Here is a 25,600-nt window from a genome sequence, read left to right on the forward strand (position 1 = left end):
AACCGACGCAGGCGAGCGCTTCAAGGCATTACTTTTGGCTACGATGCCTGTGCAGCCACATCAGCTTATAAGCTGCCGGAATAATAAACAGCGACAGCAATGGCGCGGTAATCATGCCGCCAATCATCGGCGCGGCAATGCGGCTCATCACTTCTGAGCCCGCCCCTGTCCCCCACAAGATTGGCAACAGGCCCGCGATAATCACCGCCACGGTCATCGCTTTCGGACGCACGCGCAGCACCGCGCCGTGATACAACGCTTCATCCAGCTTATCCGCCGTAAAGGTTTGCGGATTTTCCAGTGCAGGCTCGGCTTCAATAGCATGGCGCAAGTACATCAGCATCACTACGCCAAACTCCGCGGCAACGCCGGCCAGGGCGATAAACCCGGTTCCGGTCGCAACCGACATATGGAACCCCATCCAGTAGAGGAACCAGATCCCCCCTACCAGCGCAAAGGGCACGCTGGTAATAATCAGCAGCGCTTCACCAAAGCGACGGAAAGCCAGATAAAGCAGGACAAAGATAATCATCAGCGTCATCGGCACCATCAGTTTGAGCTTATGGCTGGCGCGTTCAAGCAGCTCGAACTGCCCGGAAAACGCCACGCTGGTCCCCGGCTTTAACTGTACGTTTTCAGCGATCGCTTTTTTCAGATCGTTCACCACCGAAACCATGTCACGGTCGCGGGCGTCGATATAAATCCAGCTGGTGGGTCGTGCATCTTCGGTTTTCAACATCGACGGACCAGAAACCACTGTCACATCTGCAACATCAGCCAGCGTGATTTGCTGCTTCATGGGCGTCAGAATGGGCAGATTACGCAGCGCTTCCGGGCTATCACGATAGCTCTGCGCATAGCGAAGGTTAATCGGATAACGTGCAATCCCCTCCACCGTTTCGCCCACCATCGCGCCTCCGACCGCGGAGGTGACAAACAACTGTACCGCGCCGACGGTCATACCGTAGCGGGCTGCTTTCTCCCGATTAATGTCCACATTAATATAGCGCCCGCCCACCAGCCGCTCAGCCAGCGCCGAAGCGACGCCCGGCACGGTTCTGGCTACCTCTTCGATTTGTTCTGCCGTGGCGTCGATATCAGCCAGAACGTTACCTGACACCTTTATCCCAATCGGGCTTTTGATGCCGGTAGAAAGCATGTCGATACGGTTACGAATAGGCGGAACCCACAGGTTCGCCAGCCCTGGCAAGCGCACGGTTTTGTCGAGTTCGGCGATGATTTTGTCCATCGTCATCCCCGGACGCCACTGATCCTGCGGCTTCAGTTGGATCGTTGTTTCGACCATTTCCAGCGGCGCGGAATCCGTTGCGGTTTCCGCCTTACCGGTTTTACCAAACACGCGCGCCACTTCCGGAACGGTCATGATCAGCTTGTCGGTTTTTTGCAGCATATCCGCCGCCTGCGCCGCCGAAATCCCCGGCAGAGTTGACGGCATATACAGTAGATCGCCTTCGTTAATCTGCGGCAGGAATTCACCACCGACTTTATTCAGCGGGTAGATAACCGTCAGTATCGAAAGCACCGCCACCAGCAGGGTGGTTTTAGGCCAATGCAGCACCTTCAACAACAGCGGATGATAAATACGGATCAGGAAACGGTTAAGCGGGTTACTGCTTTCCGCCGGAATTTTGCCACGGATCCAGAAACCCATCAGGATCGGAATGACGACAATAGCCAGAAACGCCGCGCCTGCCATGGCATACGTTTTGGTGAACGCCAGCGGGCCGAACAGTCGCCCCTCTTGCCCCTCGAGCGTGAAAATAGGGATAAACGACAGGGTGATAATCAGCAAGCTGATGAACAATGCCGGGCCGACCTCTACCGAGGCATCGGTAATAACCTTCCAGCGCGTTGCGTTATCCAGTTTTTCATCCGGATGCTGATGTCCCCACTCTTCGAGCCGCTTATGGGCGTTTTCAATCATCACAATCGCGGCATCGACCATGGCCCCGACGGCAATGGCAATGCCCCCAAGCGACATGATATTGGCGTTCAGCCCCTGGAAATGCATCACGATAAACGCGATACACAGTCCCAGCGGTAGGGAAATAATCGCTACCAGCGCCGAACGCAGATGCCACAGGAACAGCGCACACACCAGCGCAACAACGATAAACTCTTCCAGCAGCTTATAGCTCAGGTTATCAATAGCGCGATCGATGAGCTGACTGCGATCGTATGTTGTAACTACCTCAACGCCTTCCGGCAGGCTGCTTTTCAGGGTGTCGAGTTTGGCTTTAACGGCGGAGATCACTTCACGCGCATTTTTACCGGAACGCAGAATTACCACCCCGCCCGCCACTTCGCCTTCACCATTCAGTTCGGCGATCCCACGGCGCATTTCCGGCCCAATCTGCACACGCGCGACATCGCGCAGATAAACAGGTACACCGTCGGCCCCTGTTTTCAGGACGATATTATTGAAGTCATCAAGCGTTTGTAGATACCCACTGGCACGGACCATATATTCCGCTTCAGCCATCTCAACAGACGAGCCGCCCGCCTCCTGATTCGACGTATCCAGTGCAGATTTCACCTCCGCCAGGCTGATGCCATATTGCGTCAGCTTCATCGGGTCGATAACAACCTGGTACTGTTTAACCACGCCGCCTACCGAGGCCACCTCTGCCACGTTCGGAATCGTTTTTAACTCATACTTTAAAAACCAGTCCTGAAGAGTACGTAACTCTGCCAGATCGTGTTTACCGCTGCGATCGACCAGCGCATATTCAAAGATCCAGCCGACGCCCGTGGCGTCCGGTCCCATCTCCGCGCTGACCCCTGCCGGTAATTTCCCCTGAACCTGGTTGAGATACTCCAGTACGCGCGAGCGCGCCCAGTAAGGATCGGTGTCATCTTCGAAAATGACGTACACATAGGAATCACCAAACTGCGAGAAACCACGCACGGTCTTCGCGCCCGGTACCGACAGCATGGTGGTGGTCAGCGGGTAAGTCACCTGATTTTCGACGATTTGCGGTGCCTGCCCTGGATAGCTGGTTTTGACGATCACCTGAACATCAGAGAGATCGGGCAACGCATCAACCGGGGTATTGATGATGGTCCAGGTTCCCCAGATACTGAGAAACAGCGCCCCCATCATCACCAGAAAACGGTTTGCCACCGAACGGCGGATAATCCATTCAATCATTTATCATGTCCTCAGTGTGGGTAATGACTCCAACTTATTGATAGTGTTTTATGTTCAGATAATGCCCGATGACTTTGTCATGCAGCTCCACCGATTTTGAGAACGACAGCGACTTCCGTCCCAGCCGTGCCAGGTGCTGCCTCAGATTCAGGTTATGCCGCTCAATTCGCTGCGTATATCGCTTGCTGATTACGTGCAGCTTTCCCTTCAGGCGGGATTCATACAGCGGCCAGCCATCCGTCATCCATATCACCACGTCAAAGGGTGACAGCAGGCTCATAAGACGCCCCAGCGTCGCCATAGTGCGTTCACCGAATACGTGCGCAACAACCGTCTTCCGGAGCCTGTCATACGCGTAAAACAGCCAGCGCTGGCGCGATTTAGCCCCGACGTATCCCCACTGTTCGTCCATTTCCGCGCAGACGATGACGTCACTGCCCGGCTGTATGCGCGAGGTTACCGACTGCGGCCTGAGTTTTTTAAATGGCGGAAAATCGTGTTGAGGCCAACGCCCATAATGCGGGCGGTTGCCCGGCATCCAACGCCATTCATGGCCATATCAATGATTTTCTGGTGCGTACCGGGTTGAGAAGCGGTGTAAGTGAACTGCAGTTGCCATGTTTTACGGCAGTGAGAGCAGAGATAGCGCTGATGTCCGGCAGTGCTTTTGCCGTTACGCACCACCCCGTCAGTAGCTGAACAGGAGGGACAGCTGATAGAAACAGAAGCCACTGGAGCACCTCAAAAACACCATCATACACTAAATCAGTAAGTTGGCAGCATCACCCCCTTGGCAATAGTCGATATATAATAAAATATATAATGAAAAAACATAAAAACGAACCCTTTTCTATTACGTGATAACACGTATTAATGAAGATACCCCTCTTGTGGTTGTGCTCAGATATACATTCACGACAAGACTTGTGACACACACCTATCATTGACGCGCATTTATGCATGCAACCTTGATCTGGTCACTTATTAAACAGATTCGATTTTCGCTACACTCTGGGTAGAGGTAAACAAACAGGAGGTAGTGAATATGTATCGCTCAATTCTGGTGCCCATTGATATCTCTGAAACCGATTTAACCCGCCATGTTGTTCCACAGGTCCTGGCGCATGCCAAAACCGCTAAGGTCCACTTTTTAGCCGTTATTCCTACCGTTCCGTTCTATGCCTCGCTGGGGCTGGCTTACTCAACAGAATTCCCGGACAGAAGCGGTCTGCAGGCCAAGGCCAGCGAAAAACTCGAAGAGATTATTAAGCAGTTCAATATTCCTGCAGGCAGGAGTCAGACTCACGTCGTTTACGGCCCGCCGAAGGATCAGATCCTCAAACTGGCGGAAGCGGTAGACGCTGAGCTTATTGTTATTGCCTCACATAAGCCTGGTTTTAGCACTTATCTGCTGGGTTCAACGGCGGCTGCCGTAGTACGCCATGCAAAATGTCCCGTGCTGGTTGTGCGGTGATAGGGTCAAAATGGGGGCGAATTTGCACTAACGTTTATAAGTTAAGCATTCTTGAGAACATGTGATTCTTGCTCAGGGTTCCGTTCACCTCAGTGGTAAACGTAGCAATATACCGGAGGCAACAGATTCATTGCCTCCGGATGTCCCACTCTCAGTTACTCATTACGCCCTTTCATTTTCGTTAAAATGGCAAGCATTAGAGCGAATGTATTCCCGTTTTTCTGTGGCTTAGGCCATCACTCAGTTCTGAATATCCAGCCTGACCAGTGCCAGCAACAGCTGACTCAGCGCACCGTAGAAACCAAAGTCATCATAGCGGCGGCATTTGGCGGTGAATTCCGGTAACCAGCGTAACAGCCCCGCCAGCGTTTCTCTGCGCAGCGCATCAATACGCTGGCGGCTAAGCCCGGACTCTCCCAGAGAAAAATGCAGATGACTCAGCAGTTCGATAAAAATTGCCAGATGATCGGCTGACTCGCTAAACGTTTCGCTTACCTGCATGCCAGCATCGGCTAACAATCGTTTAATGACCCCGTAATTCGGCCCTCCTTCAAGATGGGCCGACGCATAGGGTAACGCCGCGTGTTTTTCCGTCATCAGAAACAGGCTACAAAAATCAGCCGCCAGTTCGAGGGTAGCGTCCTCACGCACCTGAAGCGCAGCAATTTTCTCCTCCAGCTGAAGGACTTCCGCTTCAAGCGACGGTTCACCTTTTAGCACCGCGAACCACTCAGCCATTTCGCTGGACTGCAAAAGTGCCAGGCTGTCATCGTCACGTTCCTGGGAAAACAACTGCGCCAGCCAGGCGTAAACGCAGGCCATCTGTTCTGTTGTCAGGGAAGAGTGTTTTATCATGACGATACCTTCTCCGCCGGAACATATTCGCACTGCGCCACCATTTTTATCGGGCCGCTGAACGCCGTCACGTTATCCACCTTGCCGGTATATTTCTCAATTTCCACCAGCGTAGTATGAGCGCTGGTCGCCTGCGCCAGTTGAGACGTACCGATATCGATTGTTAATACGTTTGGATTGCCGTATTTACACAGCGCCCCAGTTTCTCCGCCGTTATCAGGGTCGTACCAGGCACCTTCATGAATACGCGCCACGCCTGGCGAGTAGAGATCGGAGACAACCGCCCCGGCCAGTACTTGTCCACGTGCGTTAAAGACACGGACAATATCACCGTTGCGAATCCCCCTGACGCTGGCATCCTGCGGGTTGATAAACACCGGCTCTTTACCACTTACCGCATAATGCTTACGCAGCGCTTCAGATTCACAAAGCTGCGAGTGCAGACGGAAATCAGGGTGAACAGATTGCAGATGCAGTGGCCAACGCTGCGACCCGGGTCCACCATGTGAGCGTTCGATTTTCTCAAACCACATCGGATGCCCCTGGCAGTCGTCATACTGCATACCGGCAATGGTTTTCGAGAAAATTTCGATCAATCCGCTCGGCGTGCCCAGCGGCTCAAGATCGGGGTCTTCGCGGAATGCCTGATGACGTACAAACATCTGCGGATGTTCGAATTCAACGTACTCTTGCTGATTCCAGAAAACGTCAAAAGCGGGGAGATGAACGCCGCGCCCTTTCCCCTGCTGGCTTCCTTCCTGCCAGATCCGTTTCAGCCAACCCATCTCATCCAGCCCTTCGGTAAAGGCTTCTTCACGATTAAAGCGGCGGCAGAGATCGCGGAAAATATCGAAATCATTACGTGCTTCAAATTGCGGCTGCACCAACTGTTTCATGGCGATAATACCGCGGTTGGAGTGGTTGCCATACTGGTCAAGATCGTTACGCTCAAACTGGGTCGTCGCGGGCAATACGATGTCAGCGAATCGACAGGTCGAGGTCCACTGATTATCGATGGCGATAACGGTTTCCAGCTTACGCCAGCCCTCAATAATACGATTGATCTGCTGGTGACGATGGAAAGGGTTGGTCCCGGCAAAAACGCACATCTTCAACGGCGGCAACTTGACGGTTTTGCCGTTCCAGTTAATTTGTTTACCCGGCTCAAGAATCGCATCGATAAAACGCGCGATCGGGATGGTGCTGCTGTACCCCTTATAATCAGTGCTGTCATGCACAGGAGGTACGGTGGTGGAGCCAGAAAAACCGCTCAGGATAATCCCTTTTCGGCTTGGCGTGCCCGCGCCGTTGTAGTGCCAGCCAAAGCCGAAGCCACCGCCGGGTAAGCCGATTTGTCCAAGCATTGAGGCCAGCACCACGATCATCCACGCCCACTGTTCCCCGTGCTGCATACGCTGGACGCACCAGCCGGCAATAATCTGCGTTCTTCCGCCCGCCATTTGCCGCGCCAGTTCACGAATCGTATCGGCATCAATCCCGCATATTTTTTGCGCCCACTGGGCATCTTTAGGCTGTCCGTCACTTTCCCCCAGCAGATAAGGCAGAAACTGCTCAAACCCTACGCAGTAGTTATCGAGAAAATGCTTATCGTAGAGCTTCTCGGTATAAAGCGTGTGCGCCAGCGCCAGCTGTAGCGGCACATCGGCCTGCGGATTCACGGCGACGTGTTTAACCTTGTCGCGGCCCAGGTAGTCGTGCGTCGAGGTGATGACCGGATCAACGCTGATAACCGAGATCTCGCCGCGCGCCACTTTTTCTTTCAGTTGTTCGTAGTATTCATAAACATCATGATCCGGGCACCACCAGTTCGCCTGCTGGTTTTTAATCAGGTCGGAACCCCACAGCACAATCGTTTTGCTGTTTTTCAGCACCAGCGGCCAGGAGGTCTGCTGTTCATATACCTCCATTGACCCGACCACGCGCGGCAGAATCACCTGGGCTGCACCAGTGGAATAGTCGCCCCCGGTACTTACGCTGTTGCCGTGCAGCGCAATGGCGCGCGCCAGCATCCCCGAGGCGTTATGGAACATGCCGGTTGATTGCCAACCGCTGGCCGTCAGCAGCGCGCTCGGGCCATAGGTCTTCTGAATTCGCTCCAGCTCCTGATAGAAGAAGTCCAGCGCTTCATCCCACGAAACGCGCACAAAGCGGTTATCTCCACGCTGCGTGGTATCGCTCTGATGGCGTTTACGCAACCAGTCGACGCGGGCCATTGGATAGCGAATACGCGCCCCACCATGCACGTGATCCGGCAGTCCGGCGATCATTTTTGACGGGTACTTATCACGCTCAAACGGTTTGGCTTCAATAAAACGCCCATCAACCACGGTGGCGCGGATTGCCCCCCAGTGAGATCCGGTCAGGATCCCCTCTTTGACGCCAGTTCCCTGCACCTCTGCGGCGTTGGCGCTGCGCGGTGTGAGCAGCGAAGGTCCTAACATACCAGCGACGGTCAAGCCGCCCAACTGCAGTAGAAAACGACGGCGAGATGCCTGAAAGAGATCGTTATTTTTCATTGCTTTCTCCCTTATCGCCATGCGGCTTGTCCGTGGTGTCAGAGGCATTCATCTGCAGATATTTCAGTAAGGTACGTTCTTCACGTTTATCCAGACTGGTAAATCCAATCATGCCGTTCAACGTGCCAATCCAGCCGTTGGCGTCAAAGTGTTCTTTCTCAGGTGCGCCGTGGCACTGGTTACAGGTTCCGTTATAGAGCGAGTCGGCATAAGCCCAGATTGGCTTAATGTCGTTAACCATATCGCCCTTCTGCATCCAGGCGGTGGCCTGCAGCTTGCTCCACTGCGTATTCGTTTCCGCGACGGTCGTTTGCTCCAGGGTTTTCACGTGCTGCTGAATGTCGCCACGAATGGAGGCCACAAAAATGCGTTTACCTGGCAATTGCGCCAGCACGCGCTGACGCCCGTTACTCTCTGTCCAGCCCACAATCTCAATTTGCAGCCAGTCGCCGTCACGCTTTAACACTTTTACTTCAGAAGCAGGCAGCAGTGAGCCCGCAGGTTCTTTATCCCCTTTGGCGGCATAAATAGGTTTGATGTCCAGGGAATAGAGCGTATCGCCATCGTCGTTTGCGTTGGCGCGTAACTGGTCAAACTGCTTGCGGAAACCGCTGCTCATATCGGGAAGCTGATGCGCAATACCTTTATGGCAGTCAATACAGGATTGATTGTCCTTGGCCGCAATCTTCATCTGACGCGCAGCTTCAGGGTGCTGTTTCGCGTGATCCATCGCATCATAGTTATGACAGGAACGACAGGTCGCGGAGTTGTTCTCCTTCATTCGCGCCCATTCGCGCTCCGCCAGCTCGGCACGTTTGGCTTCGAATTTCTCAGGAGTATCAATAGAGTGGGCAACAAAGGTCTGGTAAATATCGTTGCTGGCCTCCAGCTTACGTTTCACCATGCCAGGGATATCGGATGGAATGTGGCAATCATGACACTCTGCGCGCACCCCGGAGGCATTCTGAAAATGCGCAGACTGTTTATATTCTTCATAAACCGGCTGCATGCTGTGGCAGCTCACGCAAAATTCGGTTGAACTGGTTAATTTAATGCCAACGTGCGGTAAGACGATCAGCGCGATACCGACCACCATCCCGATGACGACCAGCGCCAACACTGACCAACGTGCGCTCGGTCTGAGCAGCGCCCTCCATAGTTTCCGCATAATAGCCCCTGTAAATATATGGTTTAGTTACAGAGGATCTTATTTCGCAAATGTGAACGGCAACACTGGTCAGGATGAATGGCTTACGGCACAATATGAACAGATATGAACAGAAAGAGACAACAACCAGGATGTCGCATCACATTGTCATTGTTGAGGATGAACCCGTTACCCAGGCACGATTACAGGCTTATTTTGAACAGGAAGGTTATCACGTCTCGGTCACAGCCAGCGGAGCCGGCCTGCGTGAAATCATGTCACAACACTCTGTCGATCTTATTCTGTTAGATATCAATCTCCCGGATGAAAATGGCTTAATGCTGACCCGCGCCCTGCGTGAACGCTCAACGGTGGGGATCATCCTGGTAACGGGTCGTAGTGACCAAATTGACCGTATCGTTGGCCTGGAAATGGGGGCTGATGATTATGTCACCAAGCCGCTGGAGCTACGTGAACTGGTGGTGAGAGTGAAAAATTTACTCTGGCGTATCGACCTTGCCCGCGAGGCGCGACCGGAGGCCAAAGACAACTGCTATCAGTTTGCCGGGTATTGTTTGAACGTCTCCCGTCATACTCTGGAACTGGGCGACGAGGCAATCAAACTCACCCGCGCCGAGTATGAAATGCTGGTCGCGTTTGTCACCAATCCGGGGGAAATTCTCAGTCGCGAACGTTTACTGCGCATGCTTTCGGCACGACGGGTAGACAATCCGGACTTACGCACCGTGGACGTACTGATCCGCCGTTTACGCCACAAGCTGCGGGCTGATTTACTGGTAACGCAGCACGGGGAAGGTTATTTTTTAGCGGCTGACGTGTACTGATACAGATAAACAGGACGGAATCCGCCGGGTGACAACGAGCACTTTACATGCTGGCTGTCGGCATTTTTCGGGGTGAGCACCAGGATCGGCGGACTGATATTTTCCGGCACCGGTTGTCCTTGTAATACTCTGATAGCCTGCTGAATCGCCAGTTCACCTTGCCAGACCATTTGATCGCTGGCAGCCATAATGATTCTTTCGCGTTTAAGCCCGCGATACACCTGATGCGACAGATAAAAAGAGACGACAGTTAACGGCGCGCCCTGATTGCGCTTCTCCCCCATTGCCGCTTCAGCAGCAATTGCCGTACCGGCCACCACGTCGGCATCCGGGTGACGCTCAAGCATCTCCTGCAACAGATTACGCTGTATTTCAATATCATTATCGCCCAATGCCACATCCACGATGCGCACCTGACTGCCGGCAATCGCCTGACGGAATCCGGCCACCATCACACGACTGCCCCCGGCGTCATCAGGTCCTGGCAATAATAAGACCTTTAGCGGTTTGCCCGCGCTCCACTTAACCAAATAGCGGCCTGGCTGATAACCCATCTGGAACCACGGAACCCCAACCCGGGCTTTTACCGTTGCGTCATGGATAGCATTCACCACCTCAATAACCGGCAGCGTGCCAACCTGCGCCTGCAAATCCGGAAAAGTCGTCGTGCTGCTGCCCAACAAAATGGCATCCGCGCCCCATTGCTGGCATTGAGCGATTTGTGATTTTTGCGTGTCGAACTGGCGATACCCTCCCGCCTCAAGCACCTTCAGGCTTACGCCGTATTTTTTCGCCGCCTCCAGCATGCCGTAATTCACGGAAAGCCAGTAGGAATCCTTCAGGCTGGGATACAGCGCGCACAGTTTCCAGACTTTGTTTGCAGTAACGTCCGTTAGCGGCTCCGGCACTGCCTGCTGGGCATCCTGCCAGCGCAGCAGTGCGGACCCGGTCGCGTGACCTAAGCCGGGAAAAAGTGTGATAAGCAGGAAAACCAATACGCGCATGATAGCCTCAACATTGATAAGGCTTTATCCTAGTTGCTTTCCTCTTTTGGACTCAACCTTTTTAATCTGTGGCGACCCGACAGTGAATTTATCTCTGACCAAACGACTGTGGATAGGCTTCGGGCTGATGGCGGCACTGACCCTCATTAGTACGCTGGTTGGCTGGTATAACCTGCGTTTTGTCAGCCAGGTTGAGCAGGCCAATACCCAGGCGCTGATCCCGACCATGGACATGGCGCGCCAGCTCAGCGAAGCCAGCGCCTGGGAACTGTTTTCCGCGCAGAATCTGACCACCGCAGATAATGAAAATATGTGGCTGGCTCAGGGGCGTATGTTAACCGCCCAAAGCCTGAAAATAACCGCTTTACTGAAAACCCTGCGCGAGCAGGGCTTTGATACGTCGGCCATTGAACAACAGGAAAAAGAGATCGCCCAGTCGTTAAGCCATCAGGGGGAGTTGGTTGGCGAACGTCTGAAACTGCGCGATCGGCAGCAACAGCTCAGCCAACATATTGTTGAGGCTACCGCCGACGTTGCCGAAATGGCGCGCGGTCAGGCCAGTAATGCCGCCACCTCGGCGGGCGCTACGCAGGCAAGCATTTATGATTTGATTGAGAGCCATCAGGGACAGGCGGCAGAACACGCTCTCGACAGGCTTATCGATATCGATCTGGAATATTATAACCAGATGAATGAACTGCGCCTGAGCGCGCTACGCGTGCAGCAAATGGTGATGAATCTGGGGAATAACCAGGCGCAGAATAACCTTGCAGCGCTGGAAACCCAGCTTAATGCCGCCGTCAGAGTGCTTCACCGCCGACAAATACGCATTGAAGATCCGATGGTACGCACTCAGGTTGCCGGCGCTGTAAATTCGATAAGCCGTTATGTCGATCTGCTGGCCCTGTATCGTCAGGATAATGACATCACCACCCGCTTACAGATCTTATCGCAGAACAATATCGAGCAATTTACCCGTTTCAGTAGCGAAGTCAGTCAGTTGGTAGAAATCATTGGCCAACGCAATCAGACCGGGCTGGCGCATCTCAAACAGGCCAGCCAGCGCGGGCAAACGCTGCTGCTGCTGTTAGGTGCGGTGTCATTGTGCTTGTTAATTCTCATTCTTTGGCGCGTAGTTTACCGCTCGGTCACGCGTCCGTTGGCGCAGCAAACCCAGGCGTTACAGCGTCTGCTTGAAGGTGATATTGACTCCCCATTTCCGGAAACCGCGGGCGTTCGCGAACTGGATACCATCGGGCGGTTGATGGATGCCTTTCGCGGCAGCGTTCACGCCCTTAATAGCCATCGCGAACATCTGGCCGCTCAGGTAAAAGCTCGCACCGCCGAACTGCGTTCTATGGTGTCTGAACACCGTCAGGCGCGGGCAGAAGCCGAAAAAGCCAACCAGGCAAAATCGGCGTTTCTTGCCGCCATGAGCCATGAAATACGCACCCCGCTGTATGGGATCCTCGGCACTGCGCAGTTGCTCTCAGACAATCCCGCTCTGGCGCAGCATCAGGAGAATCTGCGCGCAATCACCGACTCTGGCGAGTCTCTGCTGACCATCCTCAACGATATCCTGGACTATTCCGCCATCGAAGCGGGCGGAAAAAATGTGGCGATCGGCGATGAACCTTTTGAGCCCAGACCCTTGCTGGAAAGTACGCTTCAGCTCATGCACGGTCGCGTTGTGGGTCGCCCGGTCGTGCTGGTTACGGATTTTGCCGACGATGTCCCCGACTCCCTACGCGGCGATCCGCGCCGCATTCGGCAAATCATAACTAACCTATTAAACAACGCGCTGCGCTTTACCGATCGCGGACACATCACCCTGCGTAGCCGATGTAAAGATCAGGACTGGTATATTGAGGTTGAGGACACGGGATGCGGGATTGATCCTGTCCATCAGCGCGATATTTTTCAGCCGTTTGTTCAGGTTAGCGGTAAACGTGGGGGGACCGGGCTTGGACTCACTATCAGTGCCAGCCTTGCGCAGGCGATGCAGGGAGAACTGAGCGTCACCAGTACGCCGGGAGTCGGAAGCTGCTTTCGTCTGCGTCTGCCATTACGGGCTGGCGCGATGCCGGTAGCTAAATCCGTTCCACGTGCCATATCGTTACAGGGTTTACGCTTACTGCTAATCGAGGATAACCCCCTCACGCAGCGCATCAGTACAGAAATGCTCACCCTCAATGGCGCCCAGGTCACCGCTGCCGACAGTGCGGCTGCGGCGCTCACCATACTGCAGCAAGACGCCCAGTATAATGCCGCGCTGGTTGATTTTGATCTTCCGGATATCGACGGCATCACGCTGGCGCAACAGTTAACCCACGAGTTTCCGACGTTAAAGCTAATAGGCTTTAGCGCACACGTCATCGACGAAACGCTAAGCCAAAGAACCAGCACCCTGTTTCTCGGCGTTATTCAAAAACCGGTTCCCCGGGATGAACTTAGTCGGCTCATTACCCATTATCTCCACGGTAACGCCCCTCTCCCGGTTGCATTAGAAAATGACAACCAACGGTTAGATACCCAGCAATTAGCCGGGGATATCCAGCTAATGGGATGGCAAAAGGTGCACGAATGGTTAGCGCTCTTTAAGCAACACACCCTTCCTGTATTAGATGAGATTGACGCAGCGCGTGCAGCATGTGAGTACGAGAAGATAAAACGTCTGGCACATCAGCTAAAAAGCAGCTGCGCCAGCATGGGGATGCGTTCTGCCAGCAGGATGTGCGCAGCGCTTGAACAGCAGCCGCTAGCTGATTTTTCACTCAGAGAGGAAGTACAACTAAGTCTTACGGAAGTGGAAATGTGGTTGGCAAAAGAAAATTTGTCGCGATTAGCCGAAGCTGAACATCAGAAGTGACGTTGAAATGGTACGCCCTGTAGGATTCGAACCTACGACCTACGGCTTAGAAGGCCGTTGCTCTATCCAACTGAGCTAAGGGCGCATTGCGAAGTGATTACTTCATGCCGATGAAACGCGTGAATTATACGGTCAGCGCTTGCTGAGTCAATGCCTTTTGTTTCGGTTGCTGGCGAAGTGTACGAATGTTGATTTTTTCTGCTCGTTCAAAGGTATCCAGGAAATCACCTGGTAACAACTCAGCCCGCAAAACGTCAGATTTAGGGATGCATGTATTTAGAATATTTATGATTTTGCTTAACATTCCTTTATCCCCTCTCCAGTGGTTCAGGAACTCTTTAATGTTAAGTATCGCCATCAAGGAAGAAAACAGTCACTTCGAACATGGACTGAAAATCATCATCTCCCATCTGGCAAATCAGTGGCATCAGGAGATTAGCTTTTTACCTGTCGAAGATATCGATCGCGCTGAAATCGCGTTTATCTCACTGGATGAAGATTGGCTCAGCGCCGATTGTTACATGGTTCCTGTCCATACCAGGCGCCAACACCGGGTGGTCATCTGTAGCAAAAACGACAAAGATAAGCTGATGTTCCGCCCCTGCCTGTACATGTTGCCACTGATTTATCGGGAAGATGACGTCGACGAGATAACCAAAAAACTGGTCCTCATCCTGCAAAAACGCGCACTGCGCACTAGCGTGCCCACGACTATCTGCCATTACTGCACCACCCGCAACTTTTCTATCGAAGAACGCCAGTTCTTAATGTTTCTCGCCAGCGGGTATACGTTAGCCGAAACGGCTCATCTGCTCTCAGTCAGCGATATCCAGGCCAAAGCGACCCGCCGCAGCATTATGAAAAAGCTGCATGTGAAAAACGATCAGCAATTCTTAAGATACATCCGCGCACATCTGAACTTTCTGCAAAATTAGACGGGGTATCTCTGCCTAATTTTTATTGAGAAATATCTCATCATCGATTAAGCATCGGCTCCTACTGTACCTGGCTTCAGGCTGCGAGAATAATCCGGCCATACTATTTCCGGGGAAAAAGAAAGACACACCCGGTAATATTTTATCTAATCTCAGAGAGAGGTTGAACTGGATAAAACGATCTTTTGGGCATTGAGTAAGACATCAGAAAACTTCCGGCAAATTATTCTGATGGGGTACGCAATCGCCAGTCTGATGATTGTTGAAGCACTGAAACCCAACGGCATAAGTCAACTCACCTTTGCGCTGACAAAAGTTTGGTTCAGGGATGTCTGTAGTCAGCAATTTATCCAGACCTGCCGCAACAGAAATGGAATGGAAAAGGATGCACAGTGCAAAACGCCGGGACCGCTATCGCCGTATACGAAACGCTAACTGTAGCTGGCAATTTCCCCACTGTACCTCACAGGTATTTGACCGGATCGAGTATCTGGCGCAAAAACTCGAATGCACCTTACCAGACGGCACTATATCTCAGGCGATAATTACGACAGACTACTATCTGGCCTATGCGCTGAGTCGACATTTATTCTCAGGTACTCGCACGGCGATCTTCCAGAGCGTTGAATCGACCTTGCTCAGCATGCAAGAGCCGGTAATTAGCCAGTTAGTGATTGACATTGAAAGCTTAACAACCCCTTATTTCGATATACTTGAAAGCCTGCGCCAGCTAATTAAGAAGCATAATGACATCCAAATCTTCATAATGCTTTCCAGTCGCGATGAAGACCTCACTACATTTATTACACTGTCCGGTCCATTTTATATCTTGCCACGCAATTTGCGCCTCCCCGAGATGCGTCATGCCTTATTATCTCCGGTTCTTAGCTATATTCATTCCAGACGCATAAATCAGCTCGACTGGGAGCTGATTACGTTACTATTACAGGGTAACTCCTTAAAAAAGATTGCATTGTTACAGACACAACCCTATCACCGTATCATTTATCGCCTGAATCAGTTGATTACGCGCCTTGGATTACCCAGCAGGCAGCGCTTTTTGCATCTGATACACCGCCTCAACGTTACCTCTACCCATTTAATTTAACACCATAACTCATTGTGCTATAAGATTTTTTAGGAAATTACTTATTTTCAAATAAGAAAACAGATCTAATTTTTACAAATATTTAATATTTACAACTATTCCTGGTATTATGCCTGGAGCCACTCCCACACTTAACCTTACTGATCCTGTGCATTTCAATAGAAAATAGTCCCATTGCAGTCTTAACAAAACCTAAACAATTGGTTTATTGTGTCGTTTTTACTGTTTAAAAAAAATTTTCAATCTGCCATAATTCGAACCGCAGATAAATAATACCAATAGTCATTAACACATCTGGATCTTTCAGAATATCCTAACTGACATTAACAACCAGGATGTTGTAAGTCTTTTCCGAATGAGCAGAGCAGGTATAATCCCCACAGTTTCCTGATTAATTGTTAGTTTTCCCGGTGTGAAATGGATTTTCCACAAATTCATTGTTCTGCAGAAGAACAACCGAATAAACAAGGATGAAATAATATTTATTCGGCTCTCCCTCAGAACAATTCTTGGCTATTTGACAATATTATAACGCCTGATGTTTTATCAAATTCGCAAGATACGCAAACAGTTTGAGGCATACAACAATGAAACCAGCATCCGTTATCATTATGGACGAACACCCTATTGTCAGAATGTCGATAGAAGTACTACTCGAGAAAAACAGTAATATTCAGGTAGTGTTGAAAACCGATGACAGCCGTACGGCAATAGAACACCTGCGCACGTACCCGGTCGATCTTGTCATCCTGGATATTGAACTGCCTGGTTCTGATGGGTTTACATTACTCAAAAGAATAAAATCATTGCAGGAGAAAACTCGGGTACTGTTTCTGTCCTCAAAATCCGAGTCGTTTTATGCCGGGCGTGCTATCCGGGCCGGTGCAAATGGGTTTGTCAGTAAACGAAAGGATCTCAATGATATCTACAATGCGGTAAAAATGATTTTATCGGGATATTCCTTTTTCCCTTCGGATACCCTTAATTTCATTAACAATATAAATGCACAAAAAGGCGTCTTACATGACATGCCGCTCTCTAACCGTGAAGTTACCGTTTTGCGTTATCTGGCAAACGGGCTATCCAATAAGGAAATTGCTGAGCAGTTGTTACTCAGCAATAAAACGATTAGCGCTCACAAGGCTAATATCTACTCCAAGCTCGGGTTGCACACCATCGTTGAGCTGATCGATTACGCAAAAATGCATGAATTAATGTAATAACACTCCCGGCGAGATTTCGTTCGGGAGTGTTTTGTTAGCACATTGATTAGTTATAGTTAATCATGAACGTGGCATCAGCCTTGGCAATGCCAGGCTGAACCCCAGCAGCTAACGCGATATAGTTTGCGAAAAAGGTCAGCGTGGCGTTGCCGTTGTCATCAATCCCCACGGTCTGGCTGGCCTGCTCGAGCGGCAATCGCGTACGGTCGCTGTCGTGCAGTTCGATCGCCACCTTTTGCGCCATCACCGCGTCATCAAGCGCCAGCAACGTCGTGCCCGGGGCCGGAGTTCCGGTAAACGTTATCGAAGCGGAACCCGGCGGGCAGCCTTCTAGCTTCAGCGTAAACGCGACCGGTTGAGTGGTATCTCCGCTGGTCTGAAGCTGCTTTGTCGGCCAGGTGCCTAGCTCCACAGACTTATTGCTGTCGCCGGCAATTACCGCGCAGGTAAAGTCCACCACGTTACCGCGCAGTTCAATATTGATTTCCCCCAGCGACGAAGCGGCATGGCACAACGAGCTGAATGTCAGCAGGCACACCATTGCCAGAAGTGTCCCTGCGGCTGGCGTTTGTTTGTTAGTCATAATCCACTCGCAGATAGCCACGGGCTGTAAAAGGTCCTTCGGTAGGCTTATTGCCCGTTACGCTGACCGGCCATGTTCGGATCCCCACGCTCGCCGCGGCGTTATCATCCAGTTGAAACGGGATAGTGCTGGACAGATTATTGGGCGTTAGCGGTTTACCGCTGCTGTCGGCGACAATAAAACCTAAATCCGGGTTGTCAGATACCATCATTTGCCCGGTGGCTTTCTCGGCCTCTACGCGCATGGTTAAGTAGGCCTGTGCAGCGACGTTGGTGCATTTTATCGCCACCGTTTTGGTCTGCGGATTGATGCCTTCAGGCCGGTTTCCCGCCCCCGCCTTGCTAAACAGCGATGCGCCAATATCACCAAAATCAAACTCAACAATCTGCCCAGCGTTTACTTCGCAGTTTTGTGGAACCTCCACCTTGCCGCTGTAGCTGATGGTATAAACCGGCACGCTTAGCGCATCTCCGGTACTGGTCGTGACATAGACGCTAAACATCGTCTGCCGCGGAATCGGCACCATGTTAATAAACGGGCGGATCACTTTGAGCTTAAACACCAGCTTTGAATCCATCACGCCAAAAGGCTGCTGCTTAGGTACGTTTGGGTGAGTCCCCATGCGAATGTAATTACGCGGGGGATAAAATAACCCGGCATAGTCATCAGTTATGCTCATGGCCCCCAGCAGGTAGTCATTGAGCTTCAGATACTGAAAACCGCCTTCGGTACTTTGCACCGGAAGTTCAGTGGCATAGCTTCGATAGGTGTAATTTACCGTTGTCCCGGCCGGACAGGTGGCCTTCACGCCAACCCAGCCAGATTTTTCCGGTAACGTCACCACCTGTCCCGGCTGGTTGTTACTACTGTTGAAGACATTCGACAGATCGTAAAAAACATCCGTTGACGTGCCATTCGAGTTTTGGCAGACCGTCGCCCAGGACGAATGGGTCATCAGCAGTAAAGCGCTTCCCAGTAACAAACCCGTTTGTCGTTTCATCGTATTATTCCTGTCGTGCTGACGGAGATTCGCACGTCACGTTCGTGAGCGTTACCGCTTGTTTCAGGCTCTCCTCTGGCAAGGCATAGCGCGCCACGCAGCGCGCGTTTGCGCCTTCCCCCCATTGGATCAACAACTCGCCTTTTAGCGGCAGGCCGCTCAGGTAGATTTGCCCGTCTTCACCCACCATGCTGGTCACGCCGCTGGTGTTTTCACGCACGACGGAGCCAAACGGCACTGGTTTACCGGCATGTTTGGCGGTAATCAGCGCCCGCACACCGATTCGTGTATCAAACGCCGCCCGCACCAGCGCCCCTTTCGTTGGCACTACGCTACTGACGTTATTCTCCACATCGGTATTGTTGTTCATGGAATTGGTGTCTAACGCGACGCGGTTATAGCGATAGACGGTGGCATATGGCATCACCGCGTATCCGCGCCAGTCGGTTTGAACGCCGGTCTGGTTCTCTATCCGTACACCCTGCGCGCCCGGCGCTTTAATCAGCACGTTGGTATCGCCCAGAGGCTGACTGAGCGTAATGCCGTCCGCATGCCCCACTACGCCGCCGGAGAGCTGCCAGTTGTAGTCATGCTGGTCACGGTCGTAGTTGTAACCCACGCCCAGCGTACCGTAGGCCGCCTGCCAGTTGGCGCTGGCGTTTCCGCTATAGCCATTGGTGCTGCTGTGCCCCTGATTCACGCTGTAGCTCAGGTTGCGCCCATCCAGCAACGTACCGCCGATCCCGCTCTGCCAGCTGTTCTGTCCGTTGCTATTACGGTTGGCATTAAAGGTGGCGTAGGTGCGATCGAGGGCGTTATCACGCGAGTAACGCCGTCCGCTCAGCAGGCTGAACGGTACAGACATATTGAACGCCAGAATACGATCGGTGTTGGAGATGCCAACCGATTCATTCCACGACCAGGAGAGTGAATAGCTAATCCCCTGCCAGCCGCTGGCATAGCCCAGTTGATACCAGGTATTGGTGTCTGAAGTATTCCAGTACGTCTGCTGACTACCCGAGATATACAGCGATCCGTAATCCCCCAAATTCTGCGAAATGTTGATCTGGAAACGGCCCTTTTTGCTGTAGCTCAGGTTGTGGTAACTCGTCACATTGGGCACGTCGTGGCGATTGCCCTCACTGTCGTATTCGTACTCATAGCCTTCCATACTGCGATACGCCACATCGTCGAGGGTATAGAAGCCACGCGTTGAGTAGCGATACCCCAACAGCTGGAAGTTAGTGCCAAAATTGTTCAGCGATTTCGCATACAAGAAACGTAGCGACTGCCCCTGGTGCGTACTGTCATCCGCCAGTTGGCTGCGCGCATGGGTGAGATCGACAGAAACCGCCCCCCAGTCTCCCAGATTTCGACCGGTGCCTAAAACCACCGCGGTGTAACGTGAGGCCAACTGCGTACCACCGTATGCGGTATAGCCCTCTGGTAACCCGGCAATTAATGTTCCCTGGAAAAAGAACGGTGAAGATTGCTGGCTATTGCCGCTGCGAAAATCCCCGGCGACAACGTCATATTTGAAACGCCCTTCTCGTTGTAATAAAGGAACGGTGGAGTACGGCACCGTATAGCGTTGCTGGCTGCCGTCTTTCTCATCCACCGTGACCTCAAGATCACCGCTGGATGACGTTGGGTTGAGATCGGTTATCGAGAAAGCGCCGGGTGAAACATAGCTTTGATAAATCACATAGCCATTCTGACGAATGGTCAGTTTCGCTGCGGTACGCGCAATGCCGCGAACGGTAGGCGCGTAGCCCTGTAAGCTGTCGGGATACATACTGTCTGAGGAATAGAGCCGCGCACCGCGAAACCCGACGCTGTCAAAAACGTCGTTGCCAGTGTTGCTGTCGCCCATCACCAGTTCGCCCTTCAGCGGGATAATTGCGCGCTGAAGCCATGTACCGATGTTTTTCCAGCTTTGTGAGTGGTATCCGTCGCCCTTGGAGTAGCTCCACGCACCGTTGTTTCTCAGCCGCCAGGGGCCATAGTTCAGACCACTGAGCATACTGAGGAAATAACTGTCAGTATCACTGCCGCGGCTGCCGGTAAAGCTGTAGTTAACCAGCGCGGCCGGGATCCCTTCATCCCACTCTTCCGGTGGAATATAGCCGCGCGCGCTGTTTAACATTGACGCCTGTGGCAGGCTGACGTTTAAGCGCAGGGTAGAAAAATCAAACGCAATCTCGCTGCCGGGAATCGCCTCAGGTAGATTGATACAGGTATCGTTCGGATCCTTACTGAGTGCCGGAAACGCGGCGATATTGACGCCAAGGCGCTTTACCCAGTCGAGTCCAAAGCACGGCATCAGCCCACCGGACTTCTCCCCGGCTTTTGCCGCACTGGTAGTAAAACGAATATCCTGAGTGGCAACAAACTCATCGTTGCGCCAGATATCCACGCGATAAACGCCTTCAGGCTGGTGATTGCCTTTTTCAAAACGTGATAAATCCGCCACGGTTGCCGTATCCGCAGATAAAAAGGCCGGATTAAAATAGCTTTCCCCATAGCTTAGAGAGGGAAAGAGCGCCGCCAGCGTGGACAACGCCACCCCCGCCAGCGGTGGCGTAACCCCCGGTAACAGGCCAGGAAAATACGTTGTCTTATTCATCGTTATCTCAACGCACACTAACCGTTTTAGCCGGGGTCACAGCGCCATAATCATTGACCGTCTGGAACGTGACGTTGCCCTGAACGCCCGTGGGTAGCAGGACCTGCGCATCGCTTTTCGGCGCAACCATCACGTTATCGACCTTCGTTTTCCCCACATTGAGATTGACCAACGTGACGTAATACGCTGACGGATTGTTGATCTTCAGGTGGTTGCCGGAGCGGGAAAAGGTCAGCATTCCTGGTGCATCTTCCGGGATTTGCGGCAGATTATTCGGACGAACGAAAAGTTTGATGCGTGACAGAATCGCCAGTTGCAGAACGTTTTTGCCCTCAAGGCTGTTTTTATTGACTGACGGAATGGCTTTGACGTTCATCCAGAACAGCGACTCACGGTCTTTGGGCAACGGTTCACCGGCATAGATGATACGCAGCGTGTTTTCGCTTTTGGGTTCACTAACAAACAGCGGAGGCGTAACCACAAACGATTTTTCTTTAGCGCCGGCGCTATTCTCAATCCATGAATTAACCAGGTAACGTTCTTTGGTATCGCTATTGCTAATAGACAGGGACGTTTGTTTGGCATCGGCCGGATAAATAACGCGAGTGGCGCCTAATGCAATGCCTCCGGCAGCCTGAACACTGGCAGCAGAAAATAAGGCCAGTAAAAGGATAAAACCTGATTTTAGATAATTAAACATAGCTAAAAATACCTTTGATGCGATTATCGTTGGGAAATAAATCAGGGATAAACCAAGGTAAACCACACGTCTGAGCGAAGCGTTCCCGGTGTTATATTTTCCGAGACAGCCCGATAGCGGGCAGTAAAATGAAACGTCATCTCTTGCGTTATAATCGGCGCATAATGAAGCGGCAGGGCATTCGGTATAATTTGCCGTTGGCGCTCGTCAAATAACGCCAGGCCAATCCCCGAAGCCGCAGACGCATCGCCGCTGGCAAGAAAAACCTGCGGATCTTCCGCTGGCGTCACGCCCGCAAACGCAATCCCAACATGGTCATAAACATCGGAGCTGCACGACGTTAAGCGCAGTGAAAACGGTACGCTGGTAGAGGCGAAGCTTCCCGTCCCAGAGAAAGCATTGGTGCGATACTGCCCCATTTGCACCCGCATATCCTGACTGTCAGTGGCGACCGTACAGGCGCCGTTGACGAGCTGTCCCCGTAAGTGGACGCGGCCACTTTCCAGTATTACCGTATGTGAAAGCACAGGCATTACGCACAGCATTCCCGCCAGCGCCACGCCTTTCCCTATCATCTGCCGCATCCTTCATCATCCCCGGATATTGCCTCATCCATTGAGGCGAACGTCATCCTTGCGCAAATCAAAACGGCTTATTCGTACTTCATGATGAACGTCGCGTCGGCATTTGCCTGACCCGGCGTTGCGCTTGCGGCAGTGGCTTTATAACGCGCAGAGAAACGCAGGGTGTTGGTCCCTTCTACCAGCGCCTGAGCGGTAGAGAAGGTTGCGCCATCCGGCTTCAGCGCGGTGGACGTATTGTCCAGAATTTCAATCCCAACACCGTCCGCAGTGGTACCGTTATCTGCAGAAGAGACGGCCAGCAGGTTGTTATTGGTATTATCGGACTGGCCAGAGAAAGCAACGGCTGCGGTTGCGGCAACGTTCGGGTCACAGTCGTTCAGCACGATAGAGAACGGAATTTGTGCTGTAGTGTCACCCACTGCGGCAAAACTGGCAGTACGATACTGGCCTAACGTCACAACCTGATCGGATGACTGAGTACTGACTGCACAGGCTGCATTGACCAGTTCACCTTCAAAATGCACAGTACCGCCGCTAACGCTTACCGGATCGGCTGCAACCGCTGCACCGGCGACTAACATCAGGCTGGCAATAACAGAAGAGGTCATTAATTTACGTTTCATGGATTTCCCTTGAATTACACACATACGGCTCCGGCATCCTGCGGGATCCGTTTGAATCATTATCGACATTAAATGTCAGGCTAATTATCTCTGCATCCTGTAAAGATATATATCGCATGAGAATTAGCTAACCTTTTACCCCAACTCTCCTGAGTATTTGATTCACTAATTATTCCTCGCGAATATGACTATTCGTCACAGCGATAAATTAAACATTTCAATTAATGAAAAATACCTGCAAATCCTTTTAATGACCCTGGCTAATTCTTAATGGGACCCAGGAAAAATCTGTGTGGGAATGAGGTAAAATCCCTCATAATTAACCGTAACAGACTGGTTTGTGGCGCATTACCCCTGAAAATACCAGGGTGATGAGTTGTTTCATTCACGTTAATTTTGATTAGCATGCTCATTAATTATCCGCAAGGCTTATGCCTTTGTCCTGACCCCATTCGCAGATCGTGACGCCCCCTGGCGCACGTAAAAATGCAAACGAAAACTGACAGCACGTCCCGCTTCTGACAAAATAGCGGCATCCCCTTCGATTTAACGTAACAGACGGAATCCTCTCTCTGATGGCAGCAAAGATTATTGACGGTAAAACGATTGCGCAGCAGGTGCGCTCTGAGGTTGCTCAAAAAGTTCAGGCGCGTTTAGCGGCTGGATTACGCGCCCCAGGCCTGGCTGTTGTGCTGGTAGGTAGCAACCCGGCTTCGCAGATTTATGTCGCGAGTAAACGCAAAGCCTGTGATGAGGTGGGGTTTGTCTCCCGCTCCTATGACCTGCCTGAAACCACCAGCGAGGCGGAGCTGCTCGAGCTGATCGATACGCTCAATGCAGATACCACCATCGACGGTATTCTGGTCCAGCTGCCGTTACCTGCGGGTATCGACAACGTTAAAGTTCTCGAGCGTATTGCGCCGGATAAAGACGTTGACGGTTTCCACCCGTATAACGTTGGTCGCCTGTGCCAGCGTGCGCCGCGCCTGCGCCCATGTACTCCGCGCGGTATTGTGACTCTGCTTGAGCGTTACAATATCGACACCTACGGTCTGAATGCGGTCGTTATTGGCGCGTCGAATATTGTTGGCCGCCCGATGAGTATGGAGCTGCTGCTGGCTGGCTGCACCACCACCGTCACCCACCGGTTCACCAAAGATCTGCGTCGCCATGTAGAGCATGCAGACCTGCTGATTGTTGCCGTCGGCAAACCTGGCTTTATTCCCGGCGAGTGGATCAAAGAAGGTGCGATTGTGATTGATGTCGGCATCAACCGTCTGGAGAATGGTAAGGTTGTTGGCGATGTGGTCTTTGAAGATGCTGCCGCACGCGCGTCATACATCACGCCGGTACCCGGCGGCGTAGGCCCAATGACGGTCGCCACACTTATCGAAAACACGCTGCAGGCGTGTGTTGAATATCATGATGTAAAGGACGTTTAAGATGGCCACATTTTCACTGGGTAAACACCCACACGTTGAACTCTGCGATTTACTGAAGCTGGAAGGCTGGAGCGAAAGCGGCGCCCAGGCAAAAATTGCTATTGGCGAAGGGTTAGTGAAGGTCGATGGTGCGGTAGAAACGCGTAAACGCTGCAAAATCGTTGCCGGACAGACCGTCAGCTTTGAAGGCCACAGCATTAACGTCGTGGCGTGATCCCAGGTGCCGGATGAGGTTAACCCCTGTCCGGCCACTTCCTCCCTCGTTTTCAGATAATGACTTCATCACCACTTCACAGTGAACTGTTAGCATGTTGTTTTTCCACACGAAGCGATCATCATGCCAACAATCGTTACCCACGCTGCCGTTCCACTCTGTTTAGGATTAGGTCTCGGGCGTAAAGTCATCCCCCCGCAATTACTGTTTACTGGCGTCATTCTGGCTATGTTGCCGGATGCCGACGTACTGTCGTTTAAGCTTGGCGTCGCCTACGGCAACGTGTTTGGTCACCGCGGTTTTACCCATTCGCTGCTGTTCGCCTTCGTGGTACCGCTGCTCTGCATATGGATGGGTCGACGATGGTTCAAGGCAGGCTTAATTCGCTGCTGGCTATTCCTGACGGTTTCACTGCTGTCGCACAGCCTGTTGGATTCGGTCACCACTGGCGGCAAAGGCGTCGGCTGGCTGTGGCCGTGGTCGGATGAACGCTTCTTTGCACCGTGGCAGGTGATTAAAGTCGCCCCGTTTGCGCTATCACGCTACGCCACACCATACGGGCACCAGGTGATAATTTCGGAGTTGATATGGGTATGGCTACCGGGAGTTATGATGATGGGTGTGCTGTGGTGGTATCGGAAATATTAATTTGCCGGATA

The 25,600-nt window shown here is 52.1% G+C and carries 22 protein-coding genes and 1 tRNA gene; 9 read left to right on the forward strand and 14 right to left on the reverse strand.

Annotated elements, in window-relative coordinates; translation table 11 throughout:
• Positions 1-28: 28 nt before the first annotated feature.
• Together HV334_RS17655 and HV334_RS17660 are read right to left on the reverse strand one after the other, a co-directional pair.
• On the reverse strand, positions 29-3,172 hold the full coding sequence (locus HV334_RS17655; RefSeq protein ID WP_181220703.1) for a CusA/CzcA family heavy metal efflux RND transporter: 3,144 nt from the start codon (positions 3,170-3,172) through the stop codon (positions 29-31).
• Positions 3,173-3,206: 34 nt separating this feature from the next.
• A protein-coding gene (locus HV334_RS17660; RefSeq protein ID WP_095033700.1) for an IS1-like element IS1B family transposase occupies positions 3,207-3,904 on the reverse strand; the annotation gives its coding sequence in 2 pieces (ribosomal slippage) (positions 3,207-3,655 and positions 3,655-3,904; 699 coding nt in all).
• 313 nt (positions 3,905-4,217) lie between these two features.
• On the opposite strand from HV334_RS17660, the gene uspF reads away from it, so the two are divergent.
• The gene (gene uspF / locus HV334_RS17665) at positions 4,218-4,646 is read left to right on the forward strand and encodes a universal stress protein UspF (protein ID WP_016152141.1); all 429 of its coding nucleotides are present in this window, start codon (positions 4,218-4,220) and stop codon (positions 4,644-4,646) included.
• A 240-nt stretch (positions 4,647-4,886) separates the two neighbouring features.
• Here the strand turns inward: uspF and torD are convergent, their stop codons facing one another.
• The 3 genes from torD to torC are packed head-to-tail and all read right to left on the reverse strand — an operon-like array spanning position 4,887 to position 9,206.
• Positions 4,887-5,501: a molecular chaperone TorD gene (torD, locus tag HV334_RS17670; RefSeq protein ID WP_080858976.1), complete on the reverse strand. Its 615-nt coding sequence runs from the start codon at positions 5,499-5,501 to the stop codon at positions 4,887-4,889.
• A complete protein-coding gene (torA, locus tag HV334_RS17675; protein WP_181220704.1) occupies positions 5,498-8,038 on the reverse strand; it encodes a trimethylamine-N-oxide reductase TorA in 2,541 nt (846 codons plus the stop codon). The genes torD and torA overlap by 4 nt, the downstream gene beginning before the upstream one ends.
• Positions 8,028-9,206, reverse strand: a complete 1,179-nt coding sequence (gene torC / locus HV334_RS17680) for a pentaheme c-type cytochrome TorC (protein ID WP_016152138.1) — start codon at positions 9,204-9,206, stop codon at positions 8,028-8,030. The genes torA and torC overlap by 11 nt, the downstream gene beginning before the upstream one ends.
• Positions 9,207-9,337: 131 nt before the next feature.
• Between torC and torR the strand changes: the two genes are divergently transcribed.
• Positions 9,338-10,030 (forward strand): two-component system response regulator TorR, encoded by a 693-nt coding sequence (torR, locus tag HV334_RS17685; RefSeq protein WP_016152137.1) that lies wholly within the window; start codon positions 9,338-9,340, stop codon positions 10,028-10,030.
• On the opposite strand, the gene torT is transcribed toward torR, so the two are convergent.
• A complete protein-coding gene (gene torT, locus HV334_RS17690) occupies positions 10,003-11,034 on the reverse strand; it encodes a TMAO reductase system periplasmic protein TorT (RefSeq protein WP_181220705.1) in 1,032 nt (343 codons plus the stop codon). The genes torR and torT overlap by 28 nt on opposite strands.
• An 82-nt stretch (positions 11,035-11,116) precedes the next feature.
• On the opposite strand from torT, the gene torS reads away from it, so the two are divergent.
• A complete protein-coding gene (gene torS, locus HV334_RS17695) occupies positions 11,117-13,903 on the forward strand; it encodes a TMAO reductase system sensor histidine kinase/response regulator TorS (RefSeq protein ID WP_181220706.1) in 2,787 nt (928 codons plus the stop codon).
• Between the two features lie 8 nt (positions 13,904-13,911).
• Here the strand turns inward: torS and HV334_RS17700 are convergent.
• Positions 13,912-13,988 (reverse strand) — tRNA-Arg (locus HV334_RS17700).
• Between the two features lie 39 nt (positions 13,989-14,027).
• The gene (locus tag HV334_RS17705; RefSeq protein WP_016152134.1) at positions 14,028-14,207 is read right to left on the reverse strand and encodes a hypothetical protein; all 180 of its coding nucleotides are present in this window, start codon (positions 14,205-14,207) and stop codon (positions 14,028-14,030) included.
• A 37-nt stretch (positions 14,208-14,244) separates the two neighbouring features.
• On the opposite strand from HV334_RS17705, the gene fimW reads away from it, so the two are divergent.
• The 3 genes from fimW (at position 14,245) to fimZ (ending at position 17,166) form a co-directional block, all read left to right on the forward strand.
• Entirely contained in the window at positions 14,245-14,838 is a 594-nt protein-coding gene (gene fimW, locus HV334_RS17710) for a fimbria biosynthesis transcriptional regulator FimW (RefSeq protein WP_181220707.1), read from the forward strand.
• A 385-nt stretch (positions 14,839-15,223) separates the two neighbouring features.
• On the forward strand, positions 15,224-15,946 hold the full coding sequence (locus tag HV334_RS17715; protein ID WP_047501853.1) for a hypothetical protein: 723 nt from the start codon (positions 15,224-15,226) through the stop codon (positions 15,944-15,946).
• A gap of 587 nt (positions 15,947-16,533) precedes the next feature.
• Positions 16,534-17,166 (forward strand): fimbria biosynthesis transcriptional regulator FimZ, encoded by a 633-nt coding sequence (gene fimZ, locus HV334_RS17720; protein ID WP_016152131.1) that lies wholly within the window; start codon positions 16,534-16,536, stop codon positions 17,164-17,166.
• 49 nt (positions 17,167-17,215) lie between these two features.
• Here fimZ and sfmF read toward each other — a convergent pair whose 3' ends face one another.
• From sfmF to fimA, 6 genes are all read right to left on the reverse strand, one after another.
• Positions 17,216-17,752 carry a fimbria assembly protein gene (sfmF, locus tag HV334_RS17725; protein WP_047501855.1) on the reverse strand — a complete coding sequence of 179 codons (537 nt, stop codon included), beginning with the start codon at positions 17,750-17,752 and terminating at the stop codon, positions 17,216-17,218.
• On the reverse strand, positions 17,745-18,752 hold the full coding sequence (gene fimH, locus HV334_RS17730; protein ID WP_047501858.1) for a type 1 fimbria D-mannose specific adhesin FimH: 1,008 nt from the start codon (positions 18,750-18,752) through the stop codon (positions 17,745-17,747). Before fimH ends, sfmF begins: the two co-directional genes overlap by 8 nt.
• A gap of 4 nt (positions 18,753-18,756) precedes the next feature.
• Entirely contained in the window at positions 18,757-21,378 is a 2,622-nt protein-coding gene (locus HV334_RS17735) for a fimbrial biogenesis usher protein (RefSeq protein WP_181220708.1), read from the reverse strand.
• A gap of 7 nt (positions 21,379-21,385) precedes the next feature.
• Positions 21,386-22,078 carry a type 1 fimbria chaperone FimC gene (fimC, locus tag HV334_RS17740; RefSeq protein WP_016152127.1) on the reverse strand — a complete coding sequence of 231 codons (693 nt, stop codon included), beginning with the start codon at positions 22,076-22,078 and terminating at the stop codon, positions 21,386-21,388.
• Positions 22,079-22,119: 41 nt separating this feature from the next.
• Entirely contained in the window at positions 22,120-22,653 is a 534-nt protein-coding gene (fimI, locus tag HV334_RS17745; RefSeq protein ID WP_016152126.1) for a type 1 fimbrial protein subunit FimI, read from the reverse strand.
• Positions 22,654-22,730: 77 nt separating this feature from the next.
• Entirely contained in the window at positions 22,731-23,285 is a 555-nt protein-coding gene (gene fimA, locus HV334_RS17750; protein WP_181220709.1) for a type 1 fimbrial major subunit FimA, read from the reverse strand.
• A 575-nt stretch (positions 23,286-23,860) separates the two neighbouring features.
• Here fimA and folD point away from each other — a divergent pair.
• The 3 genes from folD (at position 23,861) to HV334_RS17765 (ending at position 25,589) form a co-directional block, all read left to right on the forward strand.
• Positions 23,861-24,727 carry a bifunctional methylenetetrahydrofolate dehydrogenase/methenyltetrahydrofolate cyclohydrolase FolD gene (gene folD / locus HV334_RS17755; protein WP_003021887.1) on the forward strand — a complete coding sequence of 289 codons (867 nt, stop codon included), beginning with the start codon at positions 23,861-23,863 and terminating at the stop codon, positions 24,725-24,727.
• A gap of 1 nt (position 24,728) precedes the next feature.
• A complete protein-coding gene (gene ybcJ, locus HV334_RS17760) occupies positions 24,729-24,941 on the forward strand; it encodes a ribosome-associated protein YbcJ (protein ID WP_016152124.1) in 213 nt (70 codons plus the stop codon).
• A gap of 123 nt (positions 24,942-25,064) precedes the next feature.
• Positions 25,065-25,589 carry a metal-dependent hydrolase gene (locus tag HV334_RS17765; RefSeq protein ID WP_181220710.1) on the forward strand — a complete coding sequence of 175 codons (525 nt, stop codon included), beginning with the start codon at positions 25,065-25,067 and terminating at the stop codon, positions 25,587-25,589.
• The last annotated feature ends 11 nt before the right edge of the window (positions 25,590-25,600 follow it).

This window comes from Citrobacter sp. RHBSTW-00944, from assembly GCF_013615435.1.
In the GTDB taxonomy this organism is placed as follows: domain Bacteria; phylum Pseudomonadota; class Gammaproteobacteria; order Enterobacterales; family Enterobacteriaceae; genus Citrobacter; species Citrobacter braakii.

Bases quoted from the DNA above. Each gene is read 5' to 3' on its own strand.
- uspF (WP_016152141.1), top strand. From the start codon at position 4,218: ATGTATCGCTCAATTCTGGTGCCCATTGATATCTCTGAAACCGATTTA.
- torA (WP_181220704.1), bottom strand. From the start codon at position 8,038: ATGAAAAATAACGATCTCTTTCAGGCATCTCGCCGTCGTTTTCTACTG.
- HV334_RS17705 (WP_016152134.1), bottom strand. From the start codon at position 14,207: ATGTTAAGCAAAATCATAAATATTCTAAATACATGCATCCCTAAATCT.
- torC (WP_016152138.1), bottom strand. From the start codon at position 9,206: ATGCGGAAACTATGGAGGGCGCTGCTCAGACCGAGCGCACGTTGGTCA.
- fimA (WP_181220709.1), bottom strand. From the start codon at position 23,285: ATGAAACGTAAATTAATGACCTCTTCTGTTATTGCCAGCCTGATGTTA.
- fimH (WP_047501858.1), bottom strand. From the start codon at position 18,752: ATGAAACGACAAACGGGTTTGTTACTGGGAAGCGCTTTACTGCTGATG.
- torT (WP_181220705.1), bottom strand. From the start codon at position 11,034: ATGCGCGTATTGGTTTTCCTGCTTATCACACTTTTTCCCGGCTTAGGT.
- HV334_RS17655 (WP_181220703.1), bottom strand. From the start codon at position 3,172: ATGATTGAATGGATTATCCGCCGTTCGGTGGCAAACCGTTTTCTGGTG.
- ybcJ (WP_016152124.1), top strand. From the start codon at position 24,729: ATGGCCACATTTTCACTGGGTAAACACCCACACGTTGAACTCTGCGAT.
- HV334_RS17735 (WP_181220708.1), bottom strand. From the start codon at position 21,378: ATGAATAAGACAACGTATTTTCCTGGCCTGTTACCGGGGGTTACGCCA.
- torR (WP_016152137.1), top strand. From the start codon at position 9,338: ATGTCGCATCACATTGTCATTGTTGAGGATGAACCCGTTACCCAGGCA.
- fimZ (WP_016152131.1), top strand. From the start codon at position 16,534: ATGAAACCAGCATCCGTTATCATTATGGACGAACACCCTATTGTCAGA.
- HV334_RS17765 (WP_181220710.1), top strand. From the start codon at position 25,065: ATGCCAACAATCGTTACCCACGCTGCCGTTCCACTCTGTTTAGGATTA.
- torD (WP_080858976.1), bottom strand. From the start codon at position 5,501: ATGATAAAACACTCTTCCCTGACAACAGAACAGATGGCCTGCGTTTAC.
- HV334_RS17715 (WP_047501853.1), top strand. From the start codon at position 15,224: ATGCACAGTGCAAAACGCCGGGACCGCTATCGCCGTATACGAAACGCT.
- fimI (WP_016152126.1), bottom strand. From the start codon at position 22,653: ATGATAGGGAAAGGCGTGGCGCTGGCGGGAATGCTGTGCGTAATGCCT.
- fimW (WP_181220707.1), top strand. From the start codon at position 14,245: ATGTTAAGTATCGCCATCAAGGAAGAAAACAGTCACTTCGAACATGGA.
- folD (WP_003021887.1), top strand. From the start codon at position 23,861: ATGGCAGCAAAGATTATTGACGGTAAAACGATTGCGCAGCAGGTGCGC.
- fimC (WP_016152127.1), bottom strand. From the start codon at position 22,078: ATGTTTAATTATCTAAAATCAGGTTTTATCCTTTTACTGGCCTTATTT.
- sfmF (WP_047501855.1), bottom strand. From the start codon at position 17,752: ATGACTAACAAACAAACGCCAGCCGCAGGGACACTTCTGGCAATGGTG.